Genomic DNA, 26,730 nt, shown 5'->3' with positions numbered 1-26,730 from the left:
CATACCTCTACCCTCGTAAGACTGCTAGTAAAGCCGTAACTAGCCCTAAGGCAAGTAGCATAGATGTATCTCTGGCTCCCCAGCTTAATTGTCGATACTTCGTTCTCCCCTCACCGCCACGGTATCCCCTTGCCTCCATCGCAATAGCAAGCTCCTCTGCACGTTTAAATGAAGAAATAAATAGAGGAATAAGCAATGGGATGATTGCCTTTACACGATCCTTTACCGGTCCTCCAGTAAAGTCGACACCTCGAGCAGACTGTGCCTTCATTATTTTATCTGTCTCTTGCATAAGAGTTGGAATGAATCTTAAGGATATAGACATCATTAACGCAAGTTCATGGACCGGAAATTTCACTCTCTTTAACGGTCCAAGAAGCTCTTCTAAGCCATCTGTTATTTCAATAGGTGTAGTTGTTAAGGTTAAAAGAGAAGTCATAAGAATAAGCAAAAAGAAACGCAATGAAATAAATAGACCTTGCTTGATTCCTTCTTCATATACTTCGATCCACCCCCATTGAAACAGGAGATTCCCTTCCTTCGTTAAAAAGAGATGAAGAAGCAATGTAAAGACAACTAACCACAAAACCGGCTTTAAACCTGCCATGATAAATCGAATAGATATTTTAGATAAAGAAAGCATGATAAGTGTATACACCAGTAAAGTTCCATACGTTAAAGCATTATTTGCTAGAAACACGACACAAACAAATAAAAAAATTAGAACGAGTTTGGAACGTGGATCCATACGATGCAACACAGAGTCAGCAGGTATATAACGACCAAATATCATTTTATCCATTATTTAGTTCCTCCCTGCATATGTTTAACAATCGTTTCGGATAATTCTTCGATGGTTAAACATGTTTTCCCTAGTGGTTGTCCAAATTCGGCCTCAAACTTTCGTTGAAAGCGAACCACCTCAGGAACATCAAGCCCAAGCTCAAACAGCCCCTCAGGGTCGCTGAATATCTCAGTAGGATTTCCTTTCCTGTATACACGGCCTTGGTGCATAATTGCAATCTGGTCAGCGTAAAGGGCTGCATCCTCCATACTATGAGTAACAAGAATGGTAGAAAGGCTTCGTTCTTTATGCAAGGAATAAAACATATCCATTATTTCTTTTCTTCCACGAGGATCTAGCCCCGCTGTTGGCTCATCAAGTACAATTACATCGGGTTGCATGGCAAGAACTCCGGCAATGGCTACCCTTCTCATCTGTCCTCCTGATAAATCAAAAGGAGATTTTTGAAGAATTCCCTCCTGTAAGCCTACTTGTCGGATCGCAACCTTTGCCCGCTCCTTTGCTTCCGATTCAGAAACACCAAAATTCATTGGTCCAAAGCATATATCCTTTTCTACGGTTTCTTCAAACAGCTGATGTTCAGGGAATTGAAAAACAATACCCACTCTTTTTCTTACTTCCTTTAAATTCTTTTGCTTTTTATCGCTCGTAATGACTCGATCACCAATTACAACCTTGCCACTTGTCGGTTTTAACAGGGCATTTAAATGCTGAATAACGGTGGATTTTCCAGAACCGGTATGACCTATGATCGCCAAAAAAGTTCCTGCTTTTATATCAATGGAGACATCTACTAAAGCAAGACGTTCAAAGGGTGTATTTGCTGAATATTTGTACTCTACTTCTTGGAGTGAGATGTCCATAATTGTTTCACCAACTCTTCTTCTGATAGAAAATGTTTATCTAAGGTCATGCCTAACTCTTTTAACTTCTTGCTAAGTTTTACGGAAAAAGGAATATCCAATCCTAATGAAATAAGCTCTTCTTCTAGTTGAAAAATTTCCTTCGGGGTACCTTCTTTATACAGCTGTCCTCTATTCATAACAATCATTCGATCAGCCTTAGCAGCTTCCTCTAAATCATGTGTAATAGAAACGACGGTTAATTCATTATCACTTTTAAGCTCCCGGATCGTTTCTAGAACCTGCTCGCGCCCTTTTGGGTCAAGCATAGATGTAGCCTCGTCTAAAACGATAATAGCCGGTTTTAGAGCTAATACAGAAGCTATAGCTACACGCTGCTTTTGTCCACCTGAAAGATGATGAGGTTCTTGTAATAGAAACTGACTCATCTTTACTTGTTCTAATGCTTCTTGTACGCGGATAATCATTTCCTCTCGAGGAACTCCATGGTTCTCCAGTCCAAAGGCAACGTCATCCTGAACAGTCGTACCGACAAACTGATTGTCTGGATTTTGGAAAACCATCCCAACCATTTTTCTGGTATCCCAAACCGTTTCTTCAGATAACTTTGTTCCTCCAATAGTAATGGAGCCTTTTTCAGCAAACTGAAGACCATTTAAAAGTTTCGCAAGCGTTGACTTACCAGATCCATTATGACCGACAATGGCAAGCCATTCGCCTTTATTTATGTTAAAGGAGACATCATTTAAGGCGTACTCCTCTTGAAGATCATATTTAAAAGAGACATTCTCTATCTGAACAATGGATGTTACCAAATTACTCATCTCCTCTCAACTACCATACCTAACCTATAAGAAAAACCCCATATTATAAAGAAAACTCGCCAATCTTGGCGAGCTTTGAAAGTGAAGACATGGACCATTCACCGTTAAAATATAAATAAAAATAATATGTATGATGGCATGAATGAATGTCTCATTGACTTCTTATTTCAATGCTCTTTCCTAAATAAAGCCTGCGCCTCCTCTTCATTCCAAATGAGAGCAAGGCGCATGAGCTAGACGAGAAGTGAAAAAAATAACATACACCCTCATCGTAACACTCGTTGGGCTTAGAACTTTAGACAGTCAACGGCTCATTACAGCAAAAGGGCAGAGAACAAGTTCCTGTGTAAACTGTCCTTCACCCTTGTTGTCTGTACTAGCTATTAAACTAATTCGATAATAACCATTGGAGCTCCGTCTCCACGACGTGGTCCAAGTTTCATGATTCTAGTGTAACCGCCTTGACGCTCTTCGTAACGGCCAGCGATGTCACTGAATAATTTTTGAACAGCATCTTGGTTAGTTTCAGCGTTAGCTACTTCGTGACGAACGTAAGCAGATGCTTGACGACGAGCATGAAGGTCCCCACGCTTACCAAGAGTAATCATTTTCTCAACTACTGAACGAAGTTCTTTAGCACGAGCTTCAGTTGTTTCAATACGCTCATTAATGATTAAGTCTGTTGTTAAATCACGTAACATAGCCTTACGTTGAGCACTAGTGCGTCCTAACTTTCTGTATCCCATGAAAGTTTCCCTCCTTTGTTGAAGTCATTTATCTCTAGTTGCTTAAGACTTGGAATGGTAAAAGGTTTGACCAAAGATCAATCGTCTTTACGTAATCCTAATCCAAGCTCTTCAAGTTTGTGTTTTACTTCCTCAAGAGACTTACGACCTAAGTTACGTACCTTCATCATATCCTCTTCAGTCTTGTTAGCAAGCTCTTGAACAGTATTGATGCCAGCACGCTTTAAGCAATTGTATGAACGAACGGATAAATCCAATTCTTCAATCGTCATCTCAAGTACTTTTTCTTTTTGATCTTCTTCTTTTTCAACCATGATCTCAGCATTTTGTGCTTCATCAGTTAAACCAACGAAGATGTTTAAATGCTCAGTTAAGATTTTCGCTCCAAGTGCAACAGCATCTTGAGGACCAGTGCTTCCATCAGTCCATACATCGAAAGTTAACTTATCATAGTTAGTCAATTGACCGACACGAGTGTTTTCTACTTGGTAGACAACACGTGAAACTGGAGTGTAGATGGAGTCGATTGGAATAACACCGATTGGTTGATCCTCTCTCTTGTTCTGATCAGCAGGTGTATACCCTCTTCCACGCTTAGCAGTTAAGCGCATGCGAAGATTGCCGTTCGAACCAAGGGTCGCAATGTGTTGATCCGGGTTTAATATCTCGACATCACTGTCATGAGTTACGTCAGCCGCAGTCACTACTCCCTCACCTTGCACATCAATTTCAAGCGTCTTCTCTTCATCAGAGTAGATTTTCAGTGCCAGTTTCTTAATATTTAAAATAATAGAAGTAACATCTTCTACGACGCCTTCAATTGTTGAGAATTCATGAAGCACCCCATCGACTTGAATCGATGTGACCGCCGCACCTGGGAGTGACGACAATAGGATACGACGTAAGGAGTTACCCAAAGTAGTACCATATCCACGTTCTAGTGGTTCTACGACGAACTTCCCGTACTTGGCATCATCGCTGATCTCAACCGTTTCGATTTTTGGTTTTTCTATTTCGATCATCAAATATACCCTCCTTCAAAACGTCGAAACCTCGGTTAGTTTTGTTTAACCGAAATTCCCCCTGTATACGTTCCCGCTTGTGCACAACAACTGGAAAAATGATCCTGTATAAACGTATAAAATTCTTATCATATCCCATTATAGACAGGGATTTTTTTTCTATACAGAAAAATTATACACGACGACGTTTTGGTGGACGACATCCGTTATGAGGAACTGGAGTTACGTCTCTAATAGCAGTAACTTCTAGACCAGCAGCTTGAAGAGCACGGATAGCAGCTTCACGTCCTGCACCAGGTCCTTTAACTGTTACTTCTAAAGTTTTCATTCCATGTTCCATAGATGATTTAGCTGCTGTTTCAGCTGCCATTTGTGCTGCAAAAGGAGTAGATTTACGAGAACCTTTGAATCCTAAAGAACCAGCACTTGACCATGAAAGAGCATTTCCATGAACATCAGTGATTGTTACAATCGTGTTATTGAATGTAGAACGGATATGAGCAATCCCTTGTTCAATATTCTTTTTTACACGACGCTTACGAGTATTAGTTTTACGAGCCATTTAAAGTACCTCCTTTACCGATTATTTCTTCTTGTTAGCTACAGTCTTACGTGGACCTTTACGAGTACGTGCATTGTTCTTCGTGTTTTGTCCGCGAACTGGTAATCCACGACGATGACGAAGACCACGGTATGAACCAATTTCCATTAAACGCTTGATGTTTAAAGAAATTTCACGACGAAGGTCACCTTCAACCTTTAATTTGTCAACGATATCACGGATTTTGTTAAGCTCTTCTTCCGTTAAATCACGCACACGAGTCTCTTCTGAAACACCAGCTTCAGCCAAAACTTTATGTGCAGTATTTTTACCAATACCATAGATGTAAGTTAATGAGATTACTACACGCTTTTCACGTGGAATATCTACACCTGCAATACGTGCCATTTACTAGAGCACCTCCCTCATTATTAGCCTTGTTTTTGTTTATGCTTAGGGTTTTCACAAATAACCATAACTTTGCCGCGTCTACGGATAACTTTACACTTTTCGCAGATCGGCTTAACAGATGGTCTCACTTTCATTATCCTAACCTCCTTGATATTACGGAGTGCAACAGATTATTTAAAGCGGTAAGTAATTCTTCCGCGTGTTAAGTCATATGGGGATAGCTCAACAGTTACTTTATCACCAGGCAAAATACGGATGAAGTGCATACGAATTTTACCGGAAACATGAGCTAGTACTGTATGACCATTTTCTAATTCTACCTTAAACATAGCGTTAGGCAAAGTTTCAAGAACCTTACCTTCAATTTCAATTACATCATCTTTCGCCATAGAACTAGTCTCCCTTCTACTCATCAGTTACATGATCCATTAAATACTTACTGAAAGAAATCGTAGCTTTCCAATGCAACACGACCGGTTAATACACTACAATTTTCTAGCAACCTTATAATTATAGCATATTAAAAAGGATTTGCCCAATTTTAATAATAAAATATTACTAAACACTTGACAGTTCCTTTGGTTTTACAAGTTAAGCTTTTGTAAGAATTTCAAAACCCGTTTCAGTGATCGCAATGGTATGTTCAAAGTGAGCACACCTACGCCCATCAACTGTAACAACGGTCCAATCGTCAGCTAAGGTCTTAACATAACGACTTCCTGCATTCACCATCGGCTCAACCGCTAGTACCATCCCAGGTTTTAAACGCGGGCCTTTATTAGGTGGACCATAATGGGGAATTTGTGGATCCTCATGTAAGTCTTGCCCTATTCCGTGCCCTACATACTCGCGTACAACTGAAAACCCGTTTGCTTCCACATAAGTTTGAATCGCGTGGGAGATGTTCGACAGACGATCACCTGGCTTTGCTTCATTAAGTCCCTTGTATAAGGATTCCTCCGTAACATCTAATAGACGCTTTGTCTCCTCATCAATAGAACCTACCGCATAAGTCCAAGCTGAATCACCATGATAGCCATTATACTCAGCACCGATATCAATACTGATAATATCACCGTTGTTCAATACACGATTCCCAGGAATTCCATGCACTAGTTCTTCATTTACAGAAGCACAGATGCTACCTGTAAAGCCGTTATAGCCTTTAAAGGAAGGAATTGCATTATGCTTTCTTATAAAAGCTTCAGCAACTTTATCCAGCTCCTTCGTAGTTATACCGGGAACGATATGCTTTTTCAACTCCTGGTGCGTAAGTGCAACGATGCGACCAGCTTCACGCATTATTTCAATCTCACGCGGAGTCTTGCAAATAATCATTTACGTAAGCTCCCGAAGAAGGCTGTCAATATCTTTGAATACATCATTAATATCTTGTTGACCATTAATATTTTTTAGGTAACCTTTTGTTTCATAGAAATGAAGCAAAGGTTCTGACTGTTGAATGTTCACTTCTAAGCGGTTATGAACCGTTTCTTCGTTATCATCTGCACGCTGATAAAGCTCTCCACCACAACGGTCACAAGTTCCATCCTTTGCAGGAGGATTGAAAACCAAGTGATAAGTAGCTCCACATTCTTTACAAATACGACGACCAGTTAAACGTTCCATCAGAATATTGTGGTCTACATCAATATTTAAACAGTAGTCAATTTTCTTATCTAATTCAGTAAGCATATTCTCTAGCGCTTCTGCCTGAGCAACAGTTCTAGGAAAACCATCAAGTAAGAATCCTTTTTGACAGTCATCTTTACTTAATCTCTCACGAACAATACCAATTGTTACTTCATCTGGAACAAGTGCACCTTGATCCATGAAAGATTTAGCTTTTAACCCTAGTTCTGTTCCTTCCTTCATAGCAGCACGGAACATATCTCCTGTCGAGATATGAGGGATAGAATATTTTTCAACGATTTTTTCAGCTTGAGTGCCTTTTCCCGCACCTGGCAGCCCCATCAAAACTAAATTCACTCTGGCTCCCCCTCAGTCTCTAAAACGGTGTTTGGGAACATTAGTCCCCAAATCCGAATTATTTTATAAAACCTTTATAGTGACGCTTAACAAGCTGAGCTTCAAGCTGTTTCATTGTTTCAAGTGCAACCCCGATAACGATGAGCAAGCTCGTTCCACCAATTTGAGCAGATTCCGGAAGACCCGCAAACTTTACAAAAAAGACTGGAAGAATGGCAATGGCTGATAAGAACAGCGCACCAACAAATGTTAAGCGATATAATACGCGAGTTAAAAATTCTTGAGTGTTCTTACCTGGACGAATTCCAGGAATATACCCACCTTGCTTCTTCAAGTTCTCAGCCACTTGTTCTGGGTTTACTTGAATGAATGCATAGAAATATGTGAACGCAATAATTAGCGCACAATAGATGACCATTCCAATTGGATGTGTATAATCAAAAATTCGTTCAATCCAAATTGTTACGCTATTTTGCTCAAAGAACTGTGCAATCGTTCTAGGAGTAATAATAAACGAAACTGCAAAGATAACAGGGATAACACCAGCAGCATTTACCTTTAAAGGTAAGTGAGTGGATTGTCCAGCAGGCGAAGAACCAGCAGTCATTTTCTTTGCATATTGAATTGGGATTTTACGTAAAGCTTGTTGAATAAAAATGGTTCCAACAATAATCGCAATTACAGCTAAAACGATCAACAGAACTGTTACGATATTTAAGAAAAGCTGATCCCCAGCATCTTGAAACTGCTGTGCATATATTTGGTTAGCTATATTCGGAATGCTAGCAACGATACCAGCAAAGATGATAATCGAAATACCATTTCCGACTCCTTTTGAAGTGATTTGTTCACCTAACCATAAAAGGAAAGCCGTTCCGCCTGTTAATACAGTAGCAATTAAAAAATAGGTTCCAATACCAGGCTTTTCAATTAATAATCCACCAGCAAGATTATTAAAACCATAGGACATTCCGAACGCTTGGATGAATCCAAGTACGATCGTAAAGTAGCGAGTAAACTGAGCAAGCTTACGACGACCTACATCTCCTTGCTTTGACCATTCCGTAAACTTCGGTACTACATCCATCTGTAAAAGTTGAATGATAATAGACGCTGTAATATACGGCATGATACCCATGGCAAGGATGGAGAAGTTGCTAAGCGCTCCACCGCCAAATGTATTCAAAACTCCAAATACACTAAGTTGATCTTGTGCTTTTAAAATATCGGTATTTACATGTGGAACAGGAATAAATGTCCCGATTCTAAATACAATCAACATTAAAAGGGTGAATATGATTTTTCGTCTTATATCACCCACGCGCATAAAATTGGAGATTGTCTGAAACATTAAATCACCTCAGTTTGACCGCCGGCAGCTTCGATAGCTTCCTTTGCAGCAGAGGAGAATTTATGAGCTTTTACAGTAAGCTTTTTCTCAACATTGCCTTTAGCAAGAATCTTGATTCCTGCTTTTTCACTGCTAACCACACCAGTTTCAATAAGAAGTTCTGGAGTAACTTCAGTTCCGTCTTCGAAACGGTTAAGTGCATCAAGGTTTACAATAGCGTATTCCTTGCGGTTGATGTTGGTAAATCCACGTTTAGGTAAACGTTGGAATAAAGGTGTTTGACCACCCTCGAAGCCAGGGCGTACACCGCCACCAGAACGAGCGTTTTGACCTTTATGACCTTTACCAGCAGTTTTACCTTGCCCAGAACCGATACCACGTCCAAGACGCTTGCGCTCACGACGAGAACCTTCTGCAGGTTTTAATTCATGAAGTTTCATATTGGCACCTCCTTATTAAAAGAAAAAAATCGATTTATTTTTCTACAACTGTTACAAGGTGGGCAACTTTATTGATCATACCGCGAATAGCAGCATTATCTTGTTGCTCAACAGTTTGGTGAATTTTACGTAAACCAAGTGCTTTAACAGTTTCTTTTTGATCTTGTGGACGACCAATCACACTGCGAGTGAGGGTAATTTCTAATTTATTAGCCATTATTTTTCCCTCCCTTAACCTAACAGTTCTTCTACTGATTTTCCACGCAATTTAGCTACGTCTTCAGCACGTTTTAGTTGTTTTAAACCGTCCAAAGTTGCACGAACCATGTTAATTGGTGTGTTAGTACCTAAAGATTTTGATAAGATATCAGCTACACCAGCTAATTCTAGTACCGCACGAACTGGACCACCAGCGATAACCCCAGTACCTTCAGAAGCAGGCTTTAGAAGGATTTCACCAGCACCGAAGTGTCCGATTACTTGGTGTGGAATCGTAGTACCAACCATTGGTACCTCGATTAAATTTTTCTTAGCATCTTCAATTGCTTTACGGATTGCATCTGGTACTTCTTGAGCTTTACCAGTACCAAAGCCAACGTGGCCGTTTTTGTCACCTACTACTACAAGAGCAGAGAAACGGAAACGACGTCCACCTTTAACAACTTTCGCAACACGGTTAACCGTAACTACGCGTTCTTCAAGTTCAAGTTTGTTTGGATCAATACGACGCATCTTTTTGTGTCCCTCCTTTGTCTATTAAAATTCTAAGCCGTTTTCACGAGCAGCATCTGCTAGTGCTTTCACGCGTCCATGATATAAGTATCCTCCACGATCGAAAACAACAGCTTTAACGCCTTTTTCTACAGCACGCTTTGCAACTAATTCTCCGACCTTAACCGCTGCATCAACGTTACCAGTAGATTCAAGACCGATTTCTTTATCTAAAGTTGAAGCACTCGCTAAAGTTACTCCACTTACATCGTCGATTAGTTGTGCATAAATGTGCTTGCTTGAACGGAACACATTTAGACGAGGACGAGCTGCAGTACCGCTAAGTTTTGAACGCACACGTGCGTGTCTTTTCTTACGCGTTGCATTTTTGTCAGCCTTCGTAATCATTTTGGTCACTCCTTTCGTTTACCCCTTAGGGCATTACTTACCTGTTTTACCTTCTTTACGACGAACGAATTCGCCTTCATAACGGATTCCTTTACCTTTATAAGGCTCTGGAGGACGAACGTCACGAATGTTAGCAGCAAGTGCGCCAACGCGCTCCTTGTTTGTACCTTTTACAATTACACGTGTATTTGAAGGTACTTCGATTTCGATACCTGTTTCAGGTTCGATCTCAACTGGATGAGAGTATCCAACGTTTAATACAAGCTTCGTACCTTGCTTTTGAGCACGGTAACCAACCCCGATTAATTCAAGTGTTCTTTCGAACCCTTTTGATACACCTTCAACCATGTTTGAAAGTAATGCGCGAGTAGTACCGTGCAATGCGCGGTGCTCCTTCGCATCAGATGGACGAGATACGTTAATTACGTTCTCCTCTACCTTAATTTCGATATCTGGATTAAATGAACGACTTAGTTCACCTTTAGGACCTTTTACTGTTACGTTGCTTCCATCAACTGTTACTGTAACGCCAGATGGAATTTCAACTGGTTTTTTACCTACGCGAGACATTTAGTGCACCTCCATTCTTTAAGAAACTCTATTACCAAACGTATGCTAATACTTCTCCGCCTACTTGCTTTGCGCGAGCTTCTTTATCAGTAAGAACGCCTTGAGAAGTAGATACTAATGCGATTCCAAGACCGTTAAGTACGCGTGGAACCTCTGTAGCTTTTGCATATACACGAAGACCAGGCTTACTGATACGCTTAAGACCAGTAATAACACGTTCGTTATTTGAACCGTACTTTAAGAAGATACGGATGATTCCTTGCTTGTTATCCTCGATATATTCAACATCACGCACGAAGCCTTCACGCTTTAAGATTTCAGCGATTTCTTTCTTCGTGTTAGAAGCAGGAACTTCTAATTTTTCGTGACGAACCATATTCGCATTACGGATGCGAGTTAGCAAATCTGCAATTGGATCTGTCATGACCATTGTTTTTTACCTCCTTCCCAAACTCTAGTTTTACCAGCTAGCTTTTTTCACACCAGGAATTTGCCCTTTGTATGCTAATTCACGGAAACAAATACGGCAAAGCTTAAATTTACGGTATACAGAATGTGGACGTCCGCAACGTTCGCAACGTGTGTATTCTTGAACCTTGAATTTAGGCGTGCGTTTTTGTTTCGCAATCATTGACTTTTTAGCCACGTTTTCGCCTCCCTCTATTTACCGATTACTTTTGGAATGGCATTCCAAATTGAGTTAACAGTTCACGAGCTTCTTCATCAGTATTAGCTGTAGTAACGATAACAATATCCATACCACGAACTTTACTTACTTTATCGTAATCAATTTCAGGGAAGATTAACTGTTCTTTTACACCTAATGTGTAGTTTCCACGTCCGTCGAAAGACTTTTTAGAAATACCGCGGAAGTCACGTACACGTGGAAGAGATACAGAAACCAACTTGTCGAAGAATTCGTACATACGCTCTCCACGAAGAGTAACCTTCGCACCGATTGGCATACCTTCACGTAGACGGAAACCAGCAATAGATTTCTTAGCGCGAGTAACTACTGGCTTTTGACCAGAGATAGCAGCTAATTCTTCTACCGCATTATCAAGTGCTTTCGCGTTTTGTACTGCATCACCAACACCCATGTTGATAACGATCTTTTCAAGCTTCGGTACTTGCATAATTGATTTATAGTTAAACTTGCTCACAAGAGCAGGAGTAATTTCTTTAACATATTTTTCTTTTAGGCGGTTCATTTTTGTACCTCCCTTCTTTTAGACTTATTTATCTAGTACTTCACCGGATTTTTTTGCAACACGTACTTTTTTACCGTCAACCTCTTTGAACCCTACACGAGTTGGCGTACCAGTCTTAGGATCGATAGGCATGACGTTTGATACATGAATAGGTGCCTCTCGGTTAATGATTCCACCTTGTGGATTCATTTGGGATGGCTTAGAGTGTTTCTTTACGATGTTCACACCTTCAACTAGCACACGGCTTTGTTTTGGGTAAGCAGCTAAAATAACACCTGTTTTGCCTTTATCCTTACCAGAGATGACCATAACTTTGTCACCTTTTTTCACATGCATCTGTTCGCACCTCCTTAAAGGCATATATTTTAAGATTATAGTACTTCTGGAGCTAGTGATACGATCTTCATGAAGTTGCTGTCGCGAAGTTCACGAGCAACAGGTCCGAAGATACGCGTTCCGCGTGGACTCTTGTCGTCACGGATAATTACACAAGCGTTCTCATCGAAACGAATGTATGTGCCATCTGCACGACGAACGCCGCTTTTAGTTCGAACAACTACCGCTTTTACAACGTCACCCTTTTTAACAACGCCACCTGGTGTTGCTTGTTTCACTGTAACAACGATAATGTCACCAATATTAGCAGTCTTGCGGCCTGAACCACCAAGAACTTTAATTGTAAGTACTTCACGAGCACCTGAATTGTCAGCAACTTTTAAACGTGTTTCTTGTTGAATCATGTGTGTAACCTCCCTTCGGGATGTAGCTATTTCCGATCATCATTAAATAATAACTGCTGTTTCTACTACTTCAACAAGGCGGAAGCGCTTCGTAGCAGATAGTGGACGTGTTTCCATAATACGAACAACATCGCCGATTTTTGCTACGTTCTGCTCATCATGAGCCTTGAACTTTTTAGAGTACTTAACGCGTTTACCGTATAGTGGATGCTTTTTGTATGTTTCAACTAAGACAGTAACGGTTTTATCCATTTTGTCAGAAACAACGCGTCCAGTGTAAACTTTGCGTTGGTTGCGTTCACTCATCTTTCGCAAACCTCCTTCAATTATCGATTGTTAACGCCGATTTCTCTTTCACGAACTACTGTTTTCATGCGAGCAATCGCTTTGCGTACTTCACGAATGCGAGCTGTGTTTTCAAGTTGTCCAGTCGCCAATTGAAAGCGAAGGTTGAAAAGCTCTTCTTTTAAAGATTTTACTTTTTGTTCTATTTCGGCAGTGGTAAGGTCACGAATTTCATTAGCTTTCATTTGATTCACCACCAATTTCTTCTCGTTTTACAAACTTACATTTTACTGGAAGCTTGTGTGCTGCTAAACGTAATGCTTCACGTGCGATTTCTTCAGAAACACCAGCAACTTCAAACATTACTTTCCCAGGCTTAACAACTGCTACCCATCCTTCAGGAGCACCTTTACCAGAACCCATTCGGACTTCTAGAGGCTTAGCTGTATAAGGCTTATGAGGGAATATTTTAATCCAAACTTTACCGCCACGTTTCATATAACGTGTCATTGCGATACGAGCAGATTCAATTTGGCGGTTTGTAATCCAAGAAGCTTCAGTAGCTTGTAGACCGAATTCACCGAAGTTAACCTCTGTACCACCTTTAGCCATTCCGCGCATTTTTCCACGGTGTTGACGGCGATACTTAACGCGTTTAGGGACTAACATATTATTTGCCTCCTTCCTCAGATTTCTTCTTAGTAGGAAGGACCTCTCCACGGTAGATCCATACTTTTACACCTAACTTACCGTAAGTTGTATCTGCTTCTGCTGTAGCGTAATCGATGTCAGCACGAAGAGTATGAAGTGGAACAGTTCCTTCACTGTAAGACTCCGAACGAGCGATGTCTGCACCGCCTAGACGACCAGATACCATAGTTTTGATACCTTTTGCACCAGCGCGCATTGCACGTTGAATAACTTGTTTTTGAGCACGACGGAAAGATACGCGGTTTTCTAATTGACGAGCAATGTTTTCCGCAACAAGCTTAGCATCGATGTCTGCTTTTTTGATTTCAAGAATGTTGATATGAACACGCTTGCCAGTAAGTGAGTTAAGAGCTTTACGAAGTGCTTCAACCTCAGTACCACCTTTACCAATAACCATACCTGGTTTTGCAGTGTGGATAGTGATGTTAATGCGATTAGCTGCACGCTCGATTTCTACTTTAGATACAGAAGCATCGCTTAGACGCTTTGTAATGTACTCACGTACTTTAAGGTCTTCGTGTAAAAGATCAGCATAGTCTTTTCCTGCGAACCATTTGGATTCCCAATCACGGATGATACCAATACGCAAGCCGACTGGATTAACTTTTTGACCCACTATTATCCCTCCTTCTTCTCTGTTAATACGATAGTAATATGGCTAGTACGCTTGTTAATAGCACTTGCACGGCCCATTGCACGAGGACGGAAACGTTTTAAAGTTGGTCCTTCGTCAACGAATGCTTGAGATACTACTAAGCTGTTAACGTCCATTTCATAATTATGTTCTGCGTTAGCAATCGCAGAGTTTAGTAATTTTTCAATAACTGGTGAAGCAGTTTTTGGTGTATGCTTTAAAATTGCTACCGCTTCTCCTACTTGCTTACCTCGAATTAAATCTACGACTAAACGAGCTTTACGAGGAGCAATACGTACTGTTCTTAATACAGCTTTAGCTTGCATTAGAATGCCCTCCTCTCATTAACGTCTTGTTTTCTTGTCATCACTAGCATGACCTTTGTAAGTACGAGTTGGAGCGAATTCTCCAAGCTTATGACCTACCATGTCTTCAGTGACATATACAGGAACATGTTTACGACCATCATATACAGCAATCGTGTGTCCGATGAATTGCGGGAAGATCGTAGAACGGCGAGACCAAGTTTTAGTAACTTGCTTGCTTTCAGTTTCATTTAACTTTTCGATCTTTGTGATTAAATGCTCATCAACAAAAGGTCCTTTTTTTAAGCTGCGACCCATGTCTGAACCTCCCTTCGTGACTGCTCTACGGTTCTACGTTGGAACCGTAGTACAATCCCGTTATTTTTTACGACGACGAACGATAAATTTATCTGATTTGTTCTTTTTCTTACGAGTCTTGAATCCAAGAGTTGGTTTACCCCATGGAGTCATTGGAGACTTACGTCCGATTGGTGAGCGTCCTTCTCCACCACCGTGTGGGTGATCGTTAGGGTTCATTACAGAACCACGAACTGTTGGGCGCTTGCCTAACCAGCGAGAACGTCCAGCTTTACCGATGTTGATAAGTTCGTGTTGCTCGTTACCTACTTGACCTACAGTCGCACGGCAAGTAGCAAGAATCATACGAACTTCACCAGAGTTTAGACGTACTAATACGTACTTTCCCTCTTTACCAAGAACCTGTGCAGAAGTACCTGCAGAACGTACTAATTGTCCACCCTTACCAGGTTTTAACTCGATGTTGTGGATAACTGTACCAACTGGAATGTTCGCTAGTGGTAATGCGTTACCTACTTTAATGTCCGCTTCAGGACCTGACATGATTTCTGTTCCAACTACTAAGTTCTTAGGAGCTAAGATATAACGCTTTTCTCCATCTACGTAGTTAATTAATGCGATGTTCGCAGAACGGTTTGGATCGTACTCGATTGTAGCAACGCGTCCTGGAATGCCATCTTTGTTACGCTTAAAATCGATGATACGATATTGACGCTTATGGCCGCCACCTTGATGACGTACTGTTAACTTACCTTGGTTGTTGCGTCCACCTTTTCTTTTTAAAGGAGCAAGTAGAGACTTTTCTGGTGTGCTTGTTGTAATTTCAGCAAAATCAGAAACTGTCATACCGCGACGACCGTTAGAGGTAGGTTTATACTTTTTAATCGCCATAATTTTTTCCCTCCTCTTCTTCTATTCTAAATTAAACCTCGAATAATTCGATTTCTTTGCTATCAGCTGTTAATTTAACGATTGCTTTACGACGCTTGTTCGTGTAGCCTCCGAATTTACCCATGCGCTTGAATTTACCTTTGTAGTTCTGTACGTTAACTTTATCAACTTTGACACCAAAAATTTCTTCTACAGCGTCTTTTACTTGAGTTTTGTTAGCTCTAACATCAACTTCAAAAGTATATTTCTTTTCAGCCATTAGGTCAGTAGAACGTTCAGTGATAACGGGGCGCTTAATGATATCGCGTGCATCCATTATGCAAGCACCTCCTCTACTTTTTCAACCGCTGCTTTAGTCATGATCAACTTATCATGATTTAAAACATCCAATACGCTAATTCCGTTAGCAGAAACAACAGTAACACCAGGGATGTTACGTGCAGATAATGCTACGTTCTCATCAAGGTCAGCAGTTACGATAAGTGCTTTTGAATTAACAGATAGTCCTGCTAATACACCTTTAAAGTCTTTAGTTTTTGGAGTTTCGAAAGCAAGGTTTTCAAGTACTAAAATGTTTTCTTCTAAAACCTTTGTAGATAATGCAGATTTAATCGCTAAGCGACGAACCTTTTTAGGTAATTTATAGCTATAGCTACGTGGAACTGGTCCAAATACAGTACCACCTCCGCGCCATTGTGGAGAACGGATTGAACCTTGACGAGCACGACCAGTACCCTTTTGACGCCATGGTTTACGTCCACCGCCAGCTACTTCAGAGCGAATTTTTGTTTTGTGAGTTCCTTGACGTAAAGAAGCTCTTTGCATAATAACCGCTTCGAAAAGAACGTGATTATTAGGCTCGATACCAAAGATTGAATCGTTAAGTTCGATTTCGCCAACTTGTGATCCAGTTTGGTTTAACAATGCTACTTTCGGCATTCTTATTTCCTCCTTTCTGACTTAAATGTTTATGCTTTTACCGCACTTTTAACTTTTACTAGTGCTTTTCTAGCACCTGGTACATTACCTTTAATTAATAGAAGGTTGCGTTCAGCATCCACTCTTACGATTTCAAGGTTTTGTACAGTGATTTGCTCTCCACCCATACGTCCAGGCAATAACTTACCTTTGAATACACGGTTTGGAGCTACAGGACCCATTGAACCTGGGCGACGGTGATAACGTGAACCGTGTGCCATTGGTCCGCGAGATTGTCCGTGGCGTTTGATAACACCTTGGAAACCTTTACCCTTTGAAATTCCTGTTACATCTACGATTTCGCCTTCTGCGAAAATTGTTACTTTGACTTCTTGACCAACTTCATACTCATCAACGTTTACGTCGCGTAATTCACGAACGAAGCGCTTAGGAGCAGTGTTAGCTTTTGCAACGTGTCCTCTTTCAGGTTTGTTAGAAAGCTTTTCACGCTTATCTTCAAAACCTAATTGTACTGAAGTATATCCATCAGTTTCAGACGTTTTCTTTTGAAGAACAACGTTTGGAGCTGCTTCTACTACAGTTACAGGGATAAGATCACCGTTTGCAGCAAACACTTGAGTCATACCGATTTTTCTTCCTAAGATTCCTTTGGTCATTAAAGTCACACCTCCTAAAATATTTATTATTTTATTTCATTAAAGTTTGATTTCGATATCTACACCAGATGGTAAATCTAAACGCATTAATGAATCAACTGTTTGTGGAGTTGGATTCACGATGTCGATTAGACGCTTATGAGTACGCATCTCGAATTGCTCACGAGAATCTTTGTACTTATGCACCGCACGAAGAATTGTGTAAATTGACTTTTCAGTCGGTAATGGAATCGGACCAGATACAGCCGCACCAGAACGCTTTGCAGTTTCAACAATCTTCTCAGCTGATTGATCAAGAATTCTGTGATCATAAGCTTTTAAACGAATACGAATCTTTTGTTTTGCCATTATTTTCCCTCCTTTTCGCCTATATTAAAAATAGACATTCTCCGTGAAAATTTCCCACACACTCGCCATGGCAAAGCGGCCGGGTGTGTCAGCAACCTTTCACTTCATCGCAGTCAAAGACCAACATTGTCTATTATACTGAAACTATAAAGCAATTGCAACATAAATATGTTTTTTTGTTTATGTTTCGAACACTTTTCCTATTATAGCTGTTACACTTCTTCTTTTCAACTAGCATCAACAATAAACTTTGTGTGAAATAATTCCACTCTTTCCTTCTTTCAATCTAGGAATATCCCCATAAAAAAGGCCGGTACAAAGGAATCTCCCAATATCCCTTGTAACGGCTCTTTCTAGTCTTCTAACTAGTACTTATTCTTTTATATATCCCTTAGATTTTAAGTGTTGTAGAATTTGCTCCACACTTTCTTCTATAGAATACTTATTTGTCTCTACTACGATTTCTGGATTTACTGGCTCTTCATACGGTGAGTCGATACCTGTGAAGTCACGAATAAGTCCTTTTCGTGCTTTTTCATATAAACCCTTAGGATCTCTCTTCTCGCACTCGTCTACCGGACACTTAATATATACTTCAATAAACTCATCAGCCTCAAGAAGTTCACGAACAAGTTCTCTATCCTTAATAAATGGAGAGATAAATGCCGTTATTACAATTTGTCCACTATCTACAAAGAGCTTTGATACTTCTCCGATTCTACGAATATTTTCTGTACGATCTTCTTCAGAAAAACCAAGATCCTTATTTAATCCATGACGAATATTATCTCCATCTAATACATAAGGATTTAACCCTTGATCAAAAAGCGCTTTAGCAGCTGCATTGGCTACCGTAGACTTACCTGAACCAGATAAGCCAGTGAACCATAGAACAAAGCTGTGATGTCCAAATTGCTTTCTTCTTAGCTCTTTATTTAATGAAGCTTCATGCCATGTAATATTTGTACTCATATTACCCCTCCAACTATGCCTTCACACTGTGAGATTTTAAGCCCTCAATTAGTACTTCTACAACTTCTTTACGGCTAAATTCACTTGGTGGTACTTCCCCATTATGAAGCATTTCTCTTACCTTTGTTCCAGATAGAATCACATGATCTTCTTTTGAATGTGGACAAGTTTTTGTTGAAGCCATGTTTCCACACTTTTTGCAGTAGAAGCTATGTTCAAAGAATAGAAGTGTTAAACCTAATTCTTCTTGTGTAAATTGATCAAAAATCTTTTGTGCATCATATGTTCCGTAGTAATTGCCCACACCCGCATGATCTCTTCCTACAATAAAATGCGTACAACCATAATTTTTACGAACCATCGCATGGAAGATAGCTTCTCTTGGGCCTGCATAACGCATCGCTGCTGGGAATACAGCAAGGTACACTCGATCTTCCGGATAGTAGTTCTTTAATAACACTTGATAACTCTTCATTCTTACGTCCGCTGGAATATCATCAGATTTTGTTTCTCCCACCAACGGATTTAAGAATAGGCCATCAACAATTTCTAGGGCTGACTTTTGAATGTATTCATGTGCACGATGGACAGGATTTCTCGTTTGGAAACCTACCACAGTCTTCCACCCGTTTTCAGCAAAGATACTTCTTGTTTCTGTTGGATCTAGATAGTACTCGTTAAATCTTTCTCTTTCCAATCGCTTTACGACCTTAATTGGTCCACCAACGTAAACATTCTTTCTTTCAAATAATTTACGTACACCTGGATGAGCTAATTCATCTGTTTGGTATACCGCTTTCGCCTCAACTTCCTTATCCGGAGTATAGATGTCATTAATCGTGATGACTCCGTATACTTCCCCTTCAAAAACAAGTTTCGCTTCTGCACCAATGGACAAAGTGCTCGCTTTGTCTTCATCTACCGGAAGAGTAATCGGTATACTCCATACATGACCATCAGCTAAGCGTAAGTTATTCACTACTGATTCATAATCCTTTTTATTGAAAAAACCAGTAATCGGGCTATATGCACCATTTCCAATTAGTTCTAGATCGCTTAAAGCTGTCTTATCTAAATCAATGGAAAGTTCGATATGTTCAACTTTGTATTCCGGCTCCCAAAGATTAATAAGTTTTCCTCCGTGTGGTGTACTAAGTGTCATAATTAAATACCTCCGCTATTTTCAAAGTATGTTCGGTTCTCTTTCTTTATCGTATTTGCCAAGGACAGTGTCCCTAGAGTGGCAATACTTACACTAAACAACACAACAACTGTATATATATCAGTATCAACAAAGATTTTCACAAGTCCATAAGATAGGACAAGTGAAAGAATAGGAGATACAACCCATACCTTGAGTATCTTATTTATAATACTTTGTTGAAAAATTACCTTTCCTCTTTGAGCAAAACCTATTCCAATAATTGCAGTACTAGTAACTTGAGTTAACGGTACTGGTAATCCAAATACAGAAGCTAATATTACCAAGATCGCACCTGTACTTGAAATAGCCCCACCTTCAAGCAAGGAAAAGCTTGTGATTTTTTTGCCGTTTGTTTGAAGTACTCTTCCTCCAAGGAATATAGCTCCTAGAGCAATGAATAATCCACCAACCCAAACTCCGGTTGTAATAGAAACTACTCCAGCTCCTACTAGAGGACCAGCAGCATTCGCAACATTGTTCATTCCTGCTGAAAAAGCTTCAAGAAACCCAACCACAATAACAAAGATGGTAATTGGCTTATTATACTTTCCATTCTTAACTGCAGGAAACTTCTTTTCAAGCAACTTTATTCCTCTACCCCACAAGAGCGCCATAGAAAACGCTGCTATTGGAACGATAAACCAGAAAGCAACAATAACTAAAATGTTCTTAACAAATAGTGCCTTAAATGCAACACCCACACCTACAACAGATCCAACTGTTATCTCGCTAGTGGACAACGGTATGCCCATTAAGTTAGCAATAAATAATGAAAGTGCAGCGGAGGATAGAATAATGAGAACTACTTTTTCATCAAGTATTGATGATGGCACAATATTTGAACCGATAGTTTTGACAACTTCACTTCCACCGAGTACAGCACCTAAAAATATCGCTACTCCACAGACAAGCAGAGCGACTTTCTTTTTCGGAAGCGCCCCAGAGCCGTATGCGATAGAAATGGAGGCGGCAGCCCCACTTGCACCAATATTCATTGCCAAAAAGAGAGCAACAATAATAGCCGTATAAGTGATAATCATGGGCAAAGCCCTCCTATTGGTGTAATCCGCATTCTGTCTTACCTGTTCCTGTCCATCGACCTGATCTCATATCCTCTGCGTTAAATGCAGGGGAGGTACATGGTGCACATCCAATACTAGGGTACCCATTGTCATGAAGAACATTGTAAGGAAGATCATTTTTGTGTGTGTATCTCCAAACATCCTTCCATGTCCAATGAATGAGAGGACATACTTTTATCGATTCAAATTTGTTATCTTTATTGAAATACTGCGTGTTCTTTCTCGTTTCTGACTGCTCTCTTCTTAATCCACTTATCCATGCAGTGGCACCCGATAAGGCTTCTCTTAACGGAATGATTTTTCTTATTTCACAGCACTTGTTTGGAGCTGTCTTCCAGAGCTCATCACCATGTTGTTCTGCCTGCTCTTCTAATGTTAAAGAAGGTTTTTTAAGTTCAATTTGTAGTTGCGGATAACGTTCTTTTACTTTATCTATTAACTCGTACGTCTCTTTAAAATGAAGACCTGTGTCTAAGAATACTACTTTTGCATCTGGCTTAACTTTCGAAATTAGATCAATCATGACCATGCCTTCTATTCCAAAACTACATGCGTACACAATTTCATTTTCATCGTATTGCTCATAACTCCAACGCAACGCATCCAGTGCACCTTTTGTTTCATTCTCCTCGTCGAAGCTAGGGAATGAATAATGATCATATGATGAAAAGGTCAATTTTGACTCGACCATGCAATACCACTCCTAACATTATTGTATCTCTAATTTAGTTTTTAATTCCAACTTAACAGATAGGTTTAATTAAATTTATCAACTAAGAGCAAAATTGTCAATGACTTTAGATAAAAATTAGCATATAAAAAAAGCAGATGGATCATCCATCTGCTTTTTTGATTCATTAATTATTCAATGATTGTAGCAACTACGCCAGCGCCTACAGTACGTCCACCCTCACGGATAGAGAACTTAGTACCTTCTTCGATCGCAACTGGAGCGATTAGTTCAACAGTCATTTCGATGTTGTCGCCAGGCATAACCATTTCAACACCTTCTGGAAGGTTACAGATACCTGTAATATCAGAAGTACGGAAATAGAATTGTGGGCGGTAGTTAGTGAAGAATGGAGTATGACGTCCACCTTCTTCTTTAGAAAGAACATAAACTTCCGCTTTGAACTTTGTGTGTGGAGTGATTGATTTTGGCTTAGCCAAAACTTGTCCACGCTCGATTTCTTCACGAGAAACCCCACGAAGAAGTGCTCCAATGTTGTCTCCAGCTTCTGCATAGTCAAGAAGCTTACGGAACATTTCTACACCTGTTACAGTAGTAGACTTAGGCTCTTCAGTGAAACCAACGATTTCAATAACGTCCCCAACTTTAACTACTCCACGCTCAACACGTCCAGTAGCAACAGTTCCACGACCAGTGATTGAGAATACATCCTCAACTGGCATCATGAATGGCTTTTCAGTGTCACGTGCTGGTGTTGGAACATACTCATCAACCGCAGCCATAAGCTCGTTGATTTTCTCTTCCCATTCAGCTTCACCTTCTAATGCTTTAAGAGCAGAACCTTTGATTACAGGAATGTCATCTCCAGGGAAGTCATACTCAGAAAGTAGGTCGCGGATTTCCATTTCTACTAATTCAAGAAGCTCTTCGTCGTCTACCATATCACACTTGTTCATGAATACTACAAGGTGAGGTACACCAACCTGACGAGAAAGTAGGATGTGCTCACGAGTTTGTGGCATTGGGCCATCAGTTGCAGATACAACTAGGATTCCGCCATCCATTTGTGCAGCACCAGTGATCATGTTCTTAACGTAGTCAGCGTGACCTGGGCAGTCAACATGTGCGTAGTGACGGTTAGCAGTTTCGTACTCAACGTGCGCAGTAGAGATTGTGATTCCACGCTCTCTTTCTTCTGGAGCACCGTCGATTTGATCATATGCACGAGCTTCTGCTCCACCTACTTTAGCAAGTACAGAAGTGATTGCAGCTGTTAAAGTTGTTTTACCATGGTCAACGTGACCAATTGTACCGATGTTAACGTGTGGCTTTGAACGGTCAAATTTAGCTTTTCCCATTAGAAAAATCCTCCTTTAATATATAAAAAATAGTCTAAGTATATTTATGGACAGAGAGGCAGCTGTTACCAGCACCTACCAATGTCCACACTTACATAAGTAGTTATACTTTAAAAAAGGGCGAAAATCAATTATTCGCCTTTATTTTTTTTGATGATTTCTTCAGAGATTGATTTTGGAACCTCTTCATAGTGATCGAAGTGCATAGAGAATACTCCACGACCTTGCGTACTAGAACGAAGGCTAGTTGCATATCCAAACATTTCAGAAAGTGGAACCATTGCACGAACAACTTGAGCGTTTCCGCGTGCTTCCATACCTTCTACACGACCACGACGTGAAGTTACGTTACCCATAATATCACCAAGATACTCTTCAGGAATAATAACTTCGACTCTCATGATAGGCTCAAGAATAACTGGGTTACACTTAGAAGCTGCTGCTTTAAGTGCCATAGACGCAGCGATCTTAAACGCCATTTCAGATGAGTCAACATCATGGTAAGATCCATCAAATAATCTAGCTTTGATATCAACAACAGGGAATCCAGCAATCATACCTCTGTCAAGTGAGTCTTCAAGACCTGCTTGTACAGCTGGGATGTATTCACGAGGAACAACACCACCAACGATTCCGTTTACGAATTCAAATCCTTTTCCTTCTTCGTTTGGAGAGAATTCAATCCAAACGTGTCCGAATTGTCCACGACCACCAGATTGGCGAGCGAACTTTCCTTCTACACTAGCAGAAGAACGGATTGTTTCGCGGTAAGCAACCTGAGGAGCACCAACGTTTGCTTCAACTTTGAATTCACGACGCATACGGTCTACTAGAATATCTAAGTGAAGCTCACCCATACCTGCAATGATAACTTGTCCAGTTTCCTGGTCAGTATGCGCACGGAATGTAGGATCCTCTTCTTGAAGCTTTTGTAGAGCAGTAGTCATTTTATCTTGGTCAGCTTTAGACTTAGGCTCGATAGATAATTGAATAACTGGCTCTGGGAATTCCATAGACTCTAGGATAACTAGGTTCTTTTCATCACATAGTGTATCTCCAGTTGTAGTATCTTTTAGACCTACAGCAGCTGCGATGTCACCAGCGTATACCATTGAAATCTCTTCACGGCTGTTAGCATGCATTTGTAGAATACGACCTACACGCTCACGCTTACCTTTAGTAGAGTTTTGAACGTAAGAACCTGAGCTTAATGTACCAGAGTACACACGGAAGAAAGTTAGTTTTCCAACATAAGGGTCAGTCATAACTTTGAACGCTAGAGCTGAGAAAGGCTCTTCATCGCTTGAGTGACGCTCAACTACTTCATCGCTATCAGGTAAAGTACCTTTGATTGCAGGTACATCTAATGGTGATGGCAGGTAGTCAATTACAGCGTCAAGCATCAATTGAACACCTTTGTTTTTGAATGCTGAACCACAGATAACTGGGTAGAACTCAACGTTAACAGTACCTTTACGAATCGCTGATTTCAGCTCATCGTTAGTGATTTCTTCGCCACCAAGGTATTTTTCCATTAATACTTCGTCAAACTCAGATACCGCTTCAATTAATTTTTCACGGTATTCTTCTGCTTCAGCACGGTACTCTTCAGGGATTTCACGAACTTCAATATCTGTTCCAAGGTCGTTACCATAGAATGTTGCATTCATTTCAACAAGGTCAATTATTGCTGAGAATTGATCTTCAGCTCCGATTGGAAGTTGAATTGCAGCAGCATTCGCTTGTAAGCGATCATGAAGTGTTTTGATTGAATACTTGAAATCAGCACCAATTTTGTCCATCTTGTTTACAAATACAACACGTGGTACACCGTAAGTCGTTGCTTGGCGCCAAACTGTTTCAGTTTGAGGCTCAACACCAGACTGTGCATCAAGTACAGCAACTGCGCCATCAAGTACACGAAGAGAACGTTCAACTTCAACTGTGAAGTCTACGTGTCCTGGTGTATCGATGATGTTAACTCGGTGGCCTTTCCATTGAGCAGTTGTAGCAGCGGAAGTGATTGTAATTCCGCGCTCCTGTTCCTGCTCCATCCAGTCCATTTGAGATGCACCTTCATGTGTTTCACCAATCTTATGAATACGACCAGTGTAATAAAGTACACGCTCAGTTGTTGTTGTTTTACCAGCATCGATGTGTGCCATGATACCGATATTTCTTGTATTTGCTAAGGAGAACTCTCTTGCCATTGGTATTTCTCCTTTCTCGTATGAGTGTTTTAGTTTATTTTTATATTAGGGTAAAAGTAAATTCTACCAACGATAGTGAGCAAATGCTTTGTTTGCTTCAGCCATTTTGTGAGTGTCTTCACGCTTCTTAACTGATGCACCAGTGTTATTAGCTGCATCTAAGATTTCGTTAGCTAAACGCTCTTCCATCGTCTTTTCTCCACGAAGGCGAGAGTAGTTTACTAACCAACGAAGACCTAGAGTTGTACGACGATCTGGACGCACCTCTACTGGTACTTGATAGTTAGAACCACCTACACGGCGTGCTTTAACTTCAAGAACTGGCATGATATTTTTAAGTGCTGCATCGAATACTTCGATTGGTTCTTTACCACTGCGCTCACGAATAAGTTCGAATGCAGAGTAAAGGATTGCTTGTGACTTTCCTCTTTTACCGTCGATCATCATTTTGTTGATCAAACGAGTGATTAGCTTTGAGTTATATAACGGATCTGGTAATACGTCTCTCTTTGCTACAGGACCTTTACGAGGCATGTTTGTTCCTCCTTTCACAGAAGTGTGATTTTAGTTTTTTGTAGTAATCATTATTTCTTAGCTGCTTTTGGTCTCTTAGTTCCGTATTTAGAACGACCTTGCATACGGTTGTTTACACCAGCTGTATCTAGTGCACCACGAACGATATGATAACGTACCCCTGGTAAGTCCTTTACACGACCACCGCGAATAAGTACTACGCTGTGCTCTTGTAGGTTGTGACCAATTCCAGGAATGTATGCTGTTACTTCAATTCCGTTAGTTAAGCGTACACGAGCATATTTACGTAATGCTGAGTTCGGCTTCTTCGGTGTCATAGTACCAACACGCGTACATACCCCACGCTTTTGAGGTGAAGATACGTTCGTTTGTGATTTCTTGAAGCTGTTGTAACCTTTGTTTAGTGCAGGTGATTTAGACTTTTCCTCTTTCGAAGAACGTGGCTTACGCACTAATTGATTAATTGTAGGCATTTCTTTTTCCTCCCTTCATCTACTATTTCAAAGCCCACACATCCAGGTGGTTCATTTTGAAACAAAAAACAAAGTCTTTATAGATATCTTTCTATAAAAACAGTTTTTAAAAAGTTATTGCTACAGTAGAAGCACCTACTTCGATCCCACAAGCTTTACCAAGCTTTTTCATAGAATCTACGTATATAATTGGAACGCCTACTTCCTGTGCTGTACTAATTACCTTTGCTGTCACACGTGGTTCAGCATCCTTAGCTACTAGTACTTCGGAAATAGTGCCGCTTTTGATGGCTTTTACTGTTTGCTTAGTTCCTACGATAAATCTCTTTGCCTGCATTACTTTTTCATAAGACATGATTACATCCTCCAAAGTAACAGGTTTATAGGAGCACCTTTGATATATTAACACCTATGAAACTCGCTGTCAACACCTATTGGAATTTTTATTACTAGAGATATTCATTTAATGTGCGGCACTCCATGTAGA

The 26,730-nt window shown here is 40.3% G+C and carries 42 protein-coding genes; all 42 read right to left on the bottom strand.

What is annotated here, in order from left to right:
* Positions 1-7 precede the first annotated feature (7 nt).
* On the bottom strand, positions 8-805 hold the full coding sequence (locus tag ACFFHF_RS17680; RefSeq protein ID WP_340906125.1) for an energy-coupling factor transporter transmembrane component T family protein: 798 nt from the start codon (positions 803-805) through the stop codon (positions 8-10).
* Entirely contained in the window at positions 802-1,668 is an 867-nt protein-coding gene (locus tag ACFFHF_RS17675) for an energy-coupling factor ABC transporter ATP-binding protein (RefSeq protein ID WP_160547954.1), read from the bottom strand. The genes ACFFHF_RS17680 and ACFFHF_RS17675 overlap by 4 nt, the downstream gene beginning before the upstream one ends.
* Positions 1,644-2,492 carry an energy-coupling factor ABC transporter ATP-binding protein gene (locus ACFFHF_RS17670; RefSeq protein ID WP_377058712.1) on the bottom strand — a complete coding sequence of 283 codons (849 nt, stop codon included), beginning with the start codon at positions 2,490-2,492 and terminating at the stop codon, positions 1,644-1,646. The genes ACFFHF_RS17675 and ACFFHF_RS17670 overlap by 25 nt, the downstream gene beginning before the upstream one ends.
* A 383-nt stretch (positions 2,493-2,875) precedes the next feature.
* Positions 2,876-3,238, bottom strand: coding sequence for a 50S ribosomal protein L17 (rplQ, locus tag ACFFHF_RS17665; RefSeq protein ID WP_066058495.1), 363 nt, complete (start codon positions 3,236-3,238; stop codon positions 2,876-2,878).
* Positions 3,239-3,315: 77 nt separating this feature from the next.
* On the bottom strand, positions 3,316-4,260 hold the full coding sequence (locus ACFFHF_RS17660; RefSeq protein ID WP_160547955.1) for a DNA-directed RNA polymerase subunit alpha: 945 nt from the start codon (positions 4,258-4,260) through the stop codon (positions 3,316-3,318).
* 172 nt (positions 4,261-4,432) lie between these two features.
* A complete protein-coding gene (gene rpsK, locus ACFFHF_RS17655) occupies positions 4,433-4,822 on the bottom strand; it encodes a 30S ribosomal protein S11 (RefSeq protein WP_160547956.1) in 390 nt (129 codons plus the stop codon).
* 21 nt (positions 4,823-4,843) lie between these two features.
* Entirely contained in the window at positions 4,844-5,209 is a 366-nt protein-coding gene (rpsM, locus tag ACFFHF_RS17650; RefSeq protein ID WP_160547957.1) for a 30S ribosomal protein S13, read from the bottom strand.
* 23 nt (positions 5,210-5,232) lie between these two features.
* Entirely contained in the window at positions 5,233-5,346 is a 114-nt protein-coding gene (gene rpmJ, locus ACFFHF_RS17645) for a 50S ribosomal protein L36 (protein ID WP_000868344.1), read from the bottom strand.
* 36 nt (positions 5,347-5,382) lie between these two features.
* Complete coding sequence (infA, locus tag ACFFHF_RS17640) at positions 5,383-5,601, bottom strand: translation initiation factor IF-1 (RefSeq protein ID WP_034676129.1); 219 nt, start codon at positions 5,599-5,601, stop codon at positions 5,383-5,385.
* 202 nt (positions 5,602-5,803) lie between these two features.
* The gene (gene map / locus ACFFHF_RS17635) at positions 5,804-6,550 is read right to left on the bottom strand and encodes a type I methionyl aminopeptidase (protein ID WP_160547958.1); all 747 of its coding nucleotides are present in this window, start codon (positions 6,548-6,550) and stop codon (positions 5,804-5,806) included.
* Entirely contained in the window at positions 6,551-7,201 is a 651-nt protein-coding gene (locus ACFFHF_RS17630; protein WP_377058711.1) for an adenylate kinase, read from the bottom strand.
* A 58-nt stretch (positions 7,202-7,259) separates the two neighbouring features.
* Entirely contained in the window at positions 7,260-8,552 is a 1,293-nt protein-coding gene (secY, locus tag ACFFHF_RS17625; RefSeq protein WP_340901799.1) for a preprotein translocase subunit SecY, read from the bottom strand.
* Complete coding sequence (gene rplO / locus ACFFHF_RS17620) at positions 8,552-8,992, bottom strand: 50S ribosomal protein L15 (protein WP_066058511.1); 441 nt, start codon at positions 8,990-8,992, stop codon at positions 8,552-8,554. The genes secY and rplO overlap by 1 nt, the downstream gene beginning before the upstream one ends.
* A gap of 34 nt (positions 8,993-9,026) precedes the next feature.
* Entirely contained in the window at positions 9,027-9,209 is a 183-nt protein-coding gene (gene rpmD / locus ACFFHF_RS17615) for a 50S ribosomal protein L30 (RefSeq protein WP_119706280.1), read from the bottom strand.
* A 14-nt stretch (positions 9,210-9,223) separates the two neighbouring features.
* Positions 9,224-9,724, bottom strand: coding sequence for a 30S ribosomal protein S5 (rpsE, locus tag ACFFHF_RS17610; protein WP_066058517.1), 501 nt, complete (start codon positions 9,722-9,724; stop codon positions 9,224-9,226).
* Between the two features lie 24 nt (positions 9,725-9,748).
* A complete protein-coding gene (gene rplR / locus ACFFHF_RS17605) occupies positions 9,749-10,111 on the bottom strand; it encodes a 50S ribosomal protein L18 (RefSeq protein WP_066058521.1) in 363 nt (120 codons plus the stop codon).
* A 33-nt stretch (positions 10,112-10,144) separates the two neighbouring features.
* Positions 10,145-10,681: a 50S ribosomal protein L6 gene (gene rplF, locus ACFFHF_RS17600; protein WP_119706279.1), complete on the bottom strand. Its 537-nt coding sequence runs from the start codon at positions 10,679-10,681 to the stop codon at positions 10,145-10,147.
* Between the two features lie 31 nt (positions 10,682-10,712).
* A complete protein-coding gene (gene rpsH / locus ACFFHF_RS17595) occupies positions 10,713-11,111 on the bottom strand; it encodes a 30S ribosomal protein S8 (protein ID WP_066058527.1) in 399 nt (132 codons plus the stop codon).
* A gap of 30 nt (positions 11,112-11,141) precedes the next feature.
* Positions 11,142-11,327 (bottom strand): 30S ribosomal protein S14, encoded by a 186-nt coding sequence (rpsN, locus tag ACFFHF_RS17590; RefSeq protein ID WP_001085700.1) that lies wholly within the window; start codon positions 11,325-11,327, stop codon positions 11,142-11,144.
* Positions 11,328-11,352: 25 nt separating this feature from the next.
* Positions 11,353-11,892 (bottom strand): 50S ribosomal protein L5, encoded by a 540-nt coding sequence (gene rplE / locus ACFFHF_RS17585; protein WP_066058530.1) that lies wholly within the window; start codon positions 11,890-11,892, stop codon positions 11,353-11,355.
* Positions 11,893-11,916: 24 nt separating this feature from the next.
* Complete coding sequence (gene rplX / locus ACFFHF_RS17580; protein ID WP_160547960.1) at positions 11,917-12,228, bottom strand: 50S ribosomal protein L24; 312 nt, start codon at positions 12,226-12,228, stop codon at positions 11,917-11,919.
* A gap of 35 nt (positions 12,229-12,263) precedes the next feature.
* Entirely contained in the window at positions 12,264-12,632 is a 369-nt protein-coding gene (rplN, locus tag ACFFHF_RS17575) for a 50S ribosomal protein L14 (protein ID WP_066058539.1), read from the bottom strand.
* A gap of 42 nt (positions 12,633-12,674) precedes the next feature.
* Complete coding sequence (gene rpsQ, locus ACFFHF_RS17570; protein ID WP_066058542.1) at positions 12,675-12,938, bottom strand: 30S ribosomal protein S17; 264 nt, start codon at positions 12,936-12,938, stop codon at positions 12,675-12,677.
* A gap of 20 nt (positions 12,939-12,958) precedes the next feature.
* Positions 12,959-13,162 (bottom strand): 50S ribosomal protein L29, encoded by a 204-nt coding sequence (gene rpmC, locus ACFFHF_RS17565; RefSeq protein ID WP_119706276.1) that lies wholly within the window; start codon positions 13,160-13,162, stop codon positions 12,959-12,961.
* The gene (rplP, locus tag ACFFHF_RS17560) at positions 13,152-13,586 is read right to left on the bottom strand and encodes a 50S ribosomal protein L16 (protein WP_160547961.1); all 435 of its coding nucleotides are present in this window, start codon (positions 13,584-13,586) and stop codon (positions 13,152-13,154) included. The genes rpmC and rplP overlap by 11 nt, the downstream gene beginning before the upstream one ends.
* A gap of 1 nt (position 13,587) precedes the next feature.
* Positions 13,588-14,244 (bottom strand): 30S ribosomal protein S3, encoded by a 657-nt coding sequence (gene rpsC, locus ACFFHF_RS17555; protein WP_119706274.1) that lies wholly within the window; start codon positions 14,242-14,244, stop codon positions 13,588-13,590.
* Between the two features lie 2 nt (positions 14,245-14,246).
* Positions 14,247-14,588 (bottom strand): 50S ribosomal protein L22, encoded by a 342-nt coding sequence (rplV, locus tag ACFFHF_RS17550; RefSeq protein ID WP_119706273.1) that lies wholly within the window; start codon positions 14,586-14,588, stop codon positions 14,247-14,249.
* An 18-nt stretch (positions 14,589-14,606) separates the two neighbouring features.
* Positions 14,607-14,885 (bottom strand): 30S ribosomal protein S19, encoded by a 279-nt coding sequence (gene rpsS, locus ACFFHF_RS17545; RefSeq protein ID WP_066058557.1) that lies wholly within the window; start codon positions 14,883-14,885, stop codon positions 14,607-14,609.
* A 60-nt stretch (positions 14,886-14,945) separates the two neighbouring features.
* Positions 14,946-15,776 (bottom strand): 50S ribosomal protein L2, encoded by an 831-nt coding sequence (gene rplB / locus ACFFHF_RS17540; RefSeq protein ID WP_066058560.1) that lies wholly within the window; start codon positions 15,774-15,776, stop codon positions 14,946-14,948.
* A 31-nt stretch (positions 15,777-15,807) separates the two neighbouring features.
* Positions 15,808-16,092, bottom strand: coding sequence for a 50S ribosomal protein L23 (gene rplW / locus ACFFHF_RS17535; RefSeq protein ID WP_066058561.1), 285 nt, complete (start codon positions 16,090-16,092; stop codon positions 15,808-15,810).
* Positions 16,092-16,715, bottom strand: coding sequence for a 50S ribosomal protein L4 (gene rplD / locus ACFFHF_RS17530; protein ID WP_066058564.1), 624 nt, complete (start codon positions 16,713-16,715; stop codon positions 16,092-16,094). The genes rplW and rplD overlap by 1 nt, the downstream gene beginning before the upstream one ends.
* A 29-nt stretch (positions 16,716-16,744) precedes the next feature.
* Entirely contained in the window at positions 16,745-17,371 is a 627-nt protein-coding gene (rplC, locus tag ACFFHF_RS17525) for a 50S ribosomal protein L3 (protein ID WP_066058566.1), read from the bottom strand.
* Between the two features lie 39 nt (positions 17,372-17,410).
* Entirely contained in the window at positions 17,411-17,719 is a 309-nt protein-coding gene (rpsJ, locus tag ACFFHF_RS17520; protein ID WP_009336571.1) for a 30S ribosomal protein S10, read from the bottom strand.
* Between the two features lie 372 nt (positions 17,720-18,091).
* Positions 18,092-18,691, bottom strand: coding sequence for an adenylyl-sulfate kinase (cysC, locus tag ACFFHF_RS17515; protein WP_119706271.1), 600 nt, complete (start codon positions 18,689-18,691; stop codon positions 18,092-18,094).
* Positions 18,692-18,704: 13 nt separating this feature from the next.
* Entirely contained in the window at positions 18,705-19,853 is a 1,149-nt protein-coding gene (gene sat / locus ACFFHF_RS17510) for a sulfate adenylyltransferase (RefSeq protein WP_160547962.1), read from the bottom strand.
* 2 nt (positions 19,854-19,855) lie between these two features.
* Complete coding sequence (gene cysP, locus ACFFHF_RS17505) at positions 19,856-20,935, bottom strand: sulfate permease (RefSeq protein ID WP_160547963.1); 1,080 nt, start codon at positions 20,933-20,935, stop codon at positions 19,856-19,858.
* 13 nt (positions 20,936-20,948) lie between these two features.
* Positions 20,949-21,668, bottom strand: coding sequence for a phosphoadenylyl-sulfate reductase (locus ACFFHF_RS17500; RefSeq protein WP_160547964.1), 720 nt, complete (start codon positions 21,666-21,668; stop codon positions 20,949-20,951).
* Between the two features lie 170 nt (positions 21,669-21,838).
* Positions 21,839-23,026, bottom strand: coding sequence for an elongation factor Tu (tuf, locus tag ACFFHF_RS17495; RefSeq protein ID WP_160547965.1), 1,188 nt, complete (start codon positions 23,024-23,026; stop codon positions 21,839-21,841).
* A 131-nt stretch (positions 23,027-23,157) separates the two neighbouring features.
* Entirely contained in the window at positions 23,158-25,236 is a 2,079-nt protein-coding gene (fusA, locus tag ACFFHF_RS17490) for an elongation factor G (protein WP_160547966.1), read from the bottom strand.
* 63 nt (positions 25,237-25,299) lie between these two features.
* A complete protein-coding gene (gene rpsG / locus ACFFHF_RS17485; RefSeq protein ID WP_119706265.1) occupies positions 25,300-25,770 on the bottom strand; it encodes a 30S ribosomal protein S7 in 471 nt (156 codons plus the stop codon).
* Between the two features lie 50 nt (positions 25,771-25,820).
* Entirely contained in the window at positions 25,821-26,243 is a 423-nt protein-coding gene (rpsL, locus tag ACFFHF_RS17480) for a 30S ribosomal protein S12 (RefSeq protein ID WP_066058589.1), read from the bottom strand.
* Between the two features lie 106 nt (positions 26,244-26,349).
* Entirely contained in the window at positions 26,350-26,598 is a 249-nt protein-coding gene (locus ACFFHF_RS17475; RefSeq protein WP_119706264.1) for a 50S ribosomal protein L7ae-like protein, read from the bottom strand.
* Positions 26,599-26,730: the final 132 nt, after the last annotated feature.

The sequence above is a fragment of the Robertmurraya beringensis genome, from assembly GCF_042433785.1.
In the GTDB taxonomy this organism is placed as follows: Bacteria; Bacillota; Bacilli; order Bacillales; family Cytobacillaceae; genus Robertmurraya_A; species Robertmurraya_A beringensis.
Note: the sequence above shows the minus strand (reverse complement) of the source record. Positions and strands in the feature narration are given on the sequence as shown.

Coding starts and splice junctions, on each gene's coding strand:
- ACFFHF_RS17675 (WP_160547954.1), bottom strand. CDS start 1,668: ATGGACATCTCACTCCAAGAAGTAGAGTACAAATATTCAGCAAATACA.
- ACFFHF_RS17670 (WP_377058712.1), bottom strand. CDS start 2,492: ATGAGTAATTTGGTAACATCCATTGTTCAGATAGAGAATGTCTCTTTT.
- rplQ (WP_066058495.1), bottom strand. CDS start 3,238: ATGGGATACAGAAAGTTAGGACGCACTAGTGCTCAACGTAAGGCTATG.
- ACFFHF_RS17660 (WP_160547955.1), bottom strand. CDS start 4,260: ATGATCGAAATAGAAAAACCAAAAATCGAAACGGTTGAGATCAGCGAT.
- rpsK (WP_160547956.1), bottom strand. CDS start 4,822: ATGGCTCGTAAAACTAATACTCGTAAGCGTCGTGTAAAAAAGAATATT.
- rpsM (WP_160547957.1), bottom strand. CDS start 5,209: ATGGCACGTATTGCAGGTGTAGATATTCCACGTGAAAAGCGTGTAGTA.
- rpmJ (WP_000868344.1), bottom strand. CDS start 5,346: ATGAAAGTGAGACCATCTGTTAAGCCGATCTGCGAAAAGTGTAAAGTT.
- infA (WP_034676129.1), bottom strand. CDS start 5,601: ATGGCGAAAGATGATGTAATTGAAATTGAAGGTAAGGTTCTTGAAACT.
- map (WP_160547958.1), bottom strand. CDS start 6,550: ATGATTATTTGCAAGACTCCGCGTGAGATTGAAATAATGCGTGAAGCT.
- secY (WP_340901799.1), bottom strand. CDS start 8,552: ATGTTTCAGACAATCTCCAATTTTATGCGCGTGGGTGATATAAGACGA.
- rplO (WP_066058511.1), bottom strand. CDS start 8,992: ATGAAACTTCATGAATTAAAACCTGCAGAAGGTTCTCGTCGTGAGCGC.
- rpmD (WP_119706280.1), bottom strand. CDS start 9,209: ATGGCTAATAAATTAGAAATTACCCTCACTCGCAGTGTGATTGGTCGT.
- rpsE (WP_066058517.1), bottom strand. CDS start 9,724: ATGCGTCGTATTGATCCAAACAAACTTGAACTTGAAGAACGCGTAGTT.
- rplR (WP_066058521.1), bottom strand. CDS start 10,111: ATGATTACGAAGGCTGACAAAAATGCAACGCGTAAGAAAAGACACGCA.
- rplF (WP_119706279.1), bottom strand. CDS start 10,681: ATGTCTCGCGTAGGTAAAAAACCAGTTGAAATTCCATCTGGCGTTACA.
- rpsH (WP_066058527.1), bottom strand. CDS start 11,111: ATGGTCATGACAGATCCAATTGCAGATTTGCTAACTCGCATCCGTAAT.
- rplE (WP_066058530.1), bottom strand. CDS start 11,892: ATGAACCGCCTAAAAGAAAAATATGTTAAAGAAATTACTCCTGCTCTT.
- rplX (WP_160547960.1), bottom strand. CDS start 12,228: ATGCATGTGAAAAAAGGTGACAAAGTTATGGTCATCTCTGGTAAGGAT.
- rplN (WP_066058539.1), bottom strand. CDS start 12,632: ATGATTCAACAAGAAACACGTTTAAAAGTTGCTGACAATTCAGGTGCT.
- rpsQ (WP_066058542.1), bottom strand. CDS start 12,938: ATGAGTGAACGCAACCAACGCAAAGTTTACACTGGACGCGTTGTTTCT.
- rpmC (WP_119706276.1), bottom strand. CDS start 13,162: ATGAAAGCTAATGAAATTCGTGACCTTACCACTGCCGAAATAGAACAA.
- rplP (WP_160547961.1), bottom strand. CDS start 13,586: ATGTTAGTCCCTAAACGCGTTAAGTATCGCCGTCAACACCGTGGAAAA.
- rplV (WP_119706273.1), bottom strand. CDS start 14,588: ATGCAAGCTAAAGCTGTATTAAGAACAGTACGTATTGCTCCTCGTAAA.
- rpsS (WP_066058557.1), bottom strand. CDS start 14,885: ATGGGTCGCAGCTTAAAAAAAGGACCTTTTGTTGATGAGCATTTAATC.
- rplB (WP_066058560.1), bottom strand. CDS start 15,776: ATGGCGATTAAAAAGTATAAACCTACCTCTAACGGTCGTCGCGGTATG.
- rplW (WP_066058561.1), bottom strand. CDS start 16,092: ATGGATGCACGCGATATCATTAAGCGCCCCGTTATCACTGAACGTTCT.
- rplD (WP_066058564.1), bottom strand. CDS start 16,715: ATGCCGAAAGTAGCATTGTTAAACCAAACTGGATCACAAGTTGGCGAA.
- rplC (WP_066058566.1), bottom strand. CDS start 17,371: ATGACCAAAGGAATCTTAGGAAGAAAAATCGGTATGACTCAAGTGTTT.
- rpsJ (WP_009336571.1), bottom strand. CDS start 17,719: ATGGCAAAACAAAAGATTCGTATTCGTTTAAAAGCTTATGATCACAGA.
- cysC (WP_119706271.1), bottom strand. CDS start 18,691: ATGAGTACAAATATTACATGGCATGAAGCTTCATTAAATAAAGAGCTA.
- sat (WP_160547962.1), bottom strand. CDS start 19,853: ATGACACTTAGTACACCACACGGAGGAAAACTTATTAATCTTTGGGAG.
- cysP (WP_160547963.1), bottom strand. CDS start 20,935: ATGATTATCACTTATACGGCTATTATTGTTGCTCTCTTTTTGGCAATG.
- ACFFHF_RS17500 (WP_160547964.1), bottom strand. CDS start 21,668: ATGGTCGAGTCAAAATTGACCTTTTCATCATATGATCATTATTCATTC.
- tuf (WP_160547965.1), bottom strand. CDS start 23,026: ATGGGAAAAGCTAAATTTGACCGTTCAAAGCCACACGTTAACATCGGT.
- fusA (WP_160547966.1), bottom strand. CDS start 25,236: ATGGCAAGAGAGTTCTCCTTAGCAAATACAAGAAATATCGGTATCATG.
- rpsG (WP_119706265.1), bottom strand. CDS start 25,770: ATGCCTCGTAAAGGTCCTGTAGCAAAGAGAGACGTATTACCAGATCCG.
- rpsL (WP_066058589.1), bottom strand. CDS start 26,243: ATGCCTACAATTAATCAATTAGTGCGTAAGCCACGTTCTTCGAAAGAG.
- ACFFHF_RS17475 (WP_119706264.1), bottom strand. CDS start 26,598: ATGTCTTATGAAAAAGTAATGCAGGCAAAGAGATTTATCGTAGGAACT.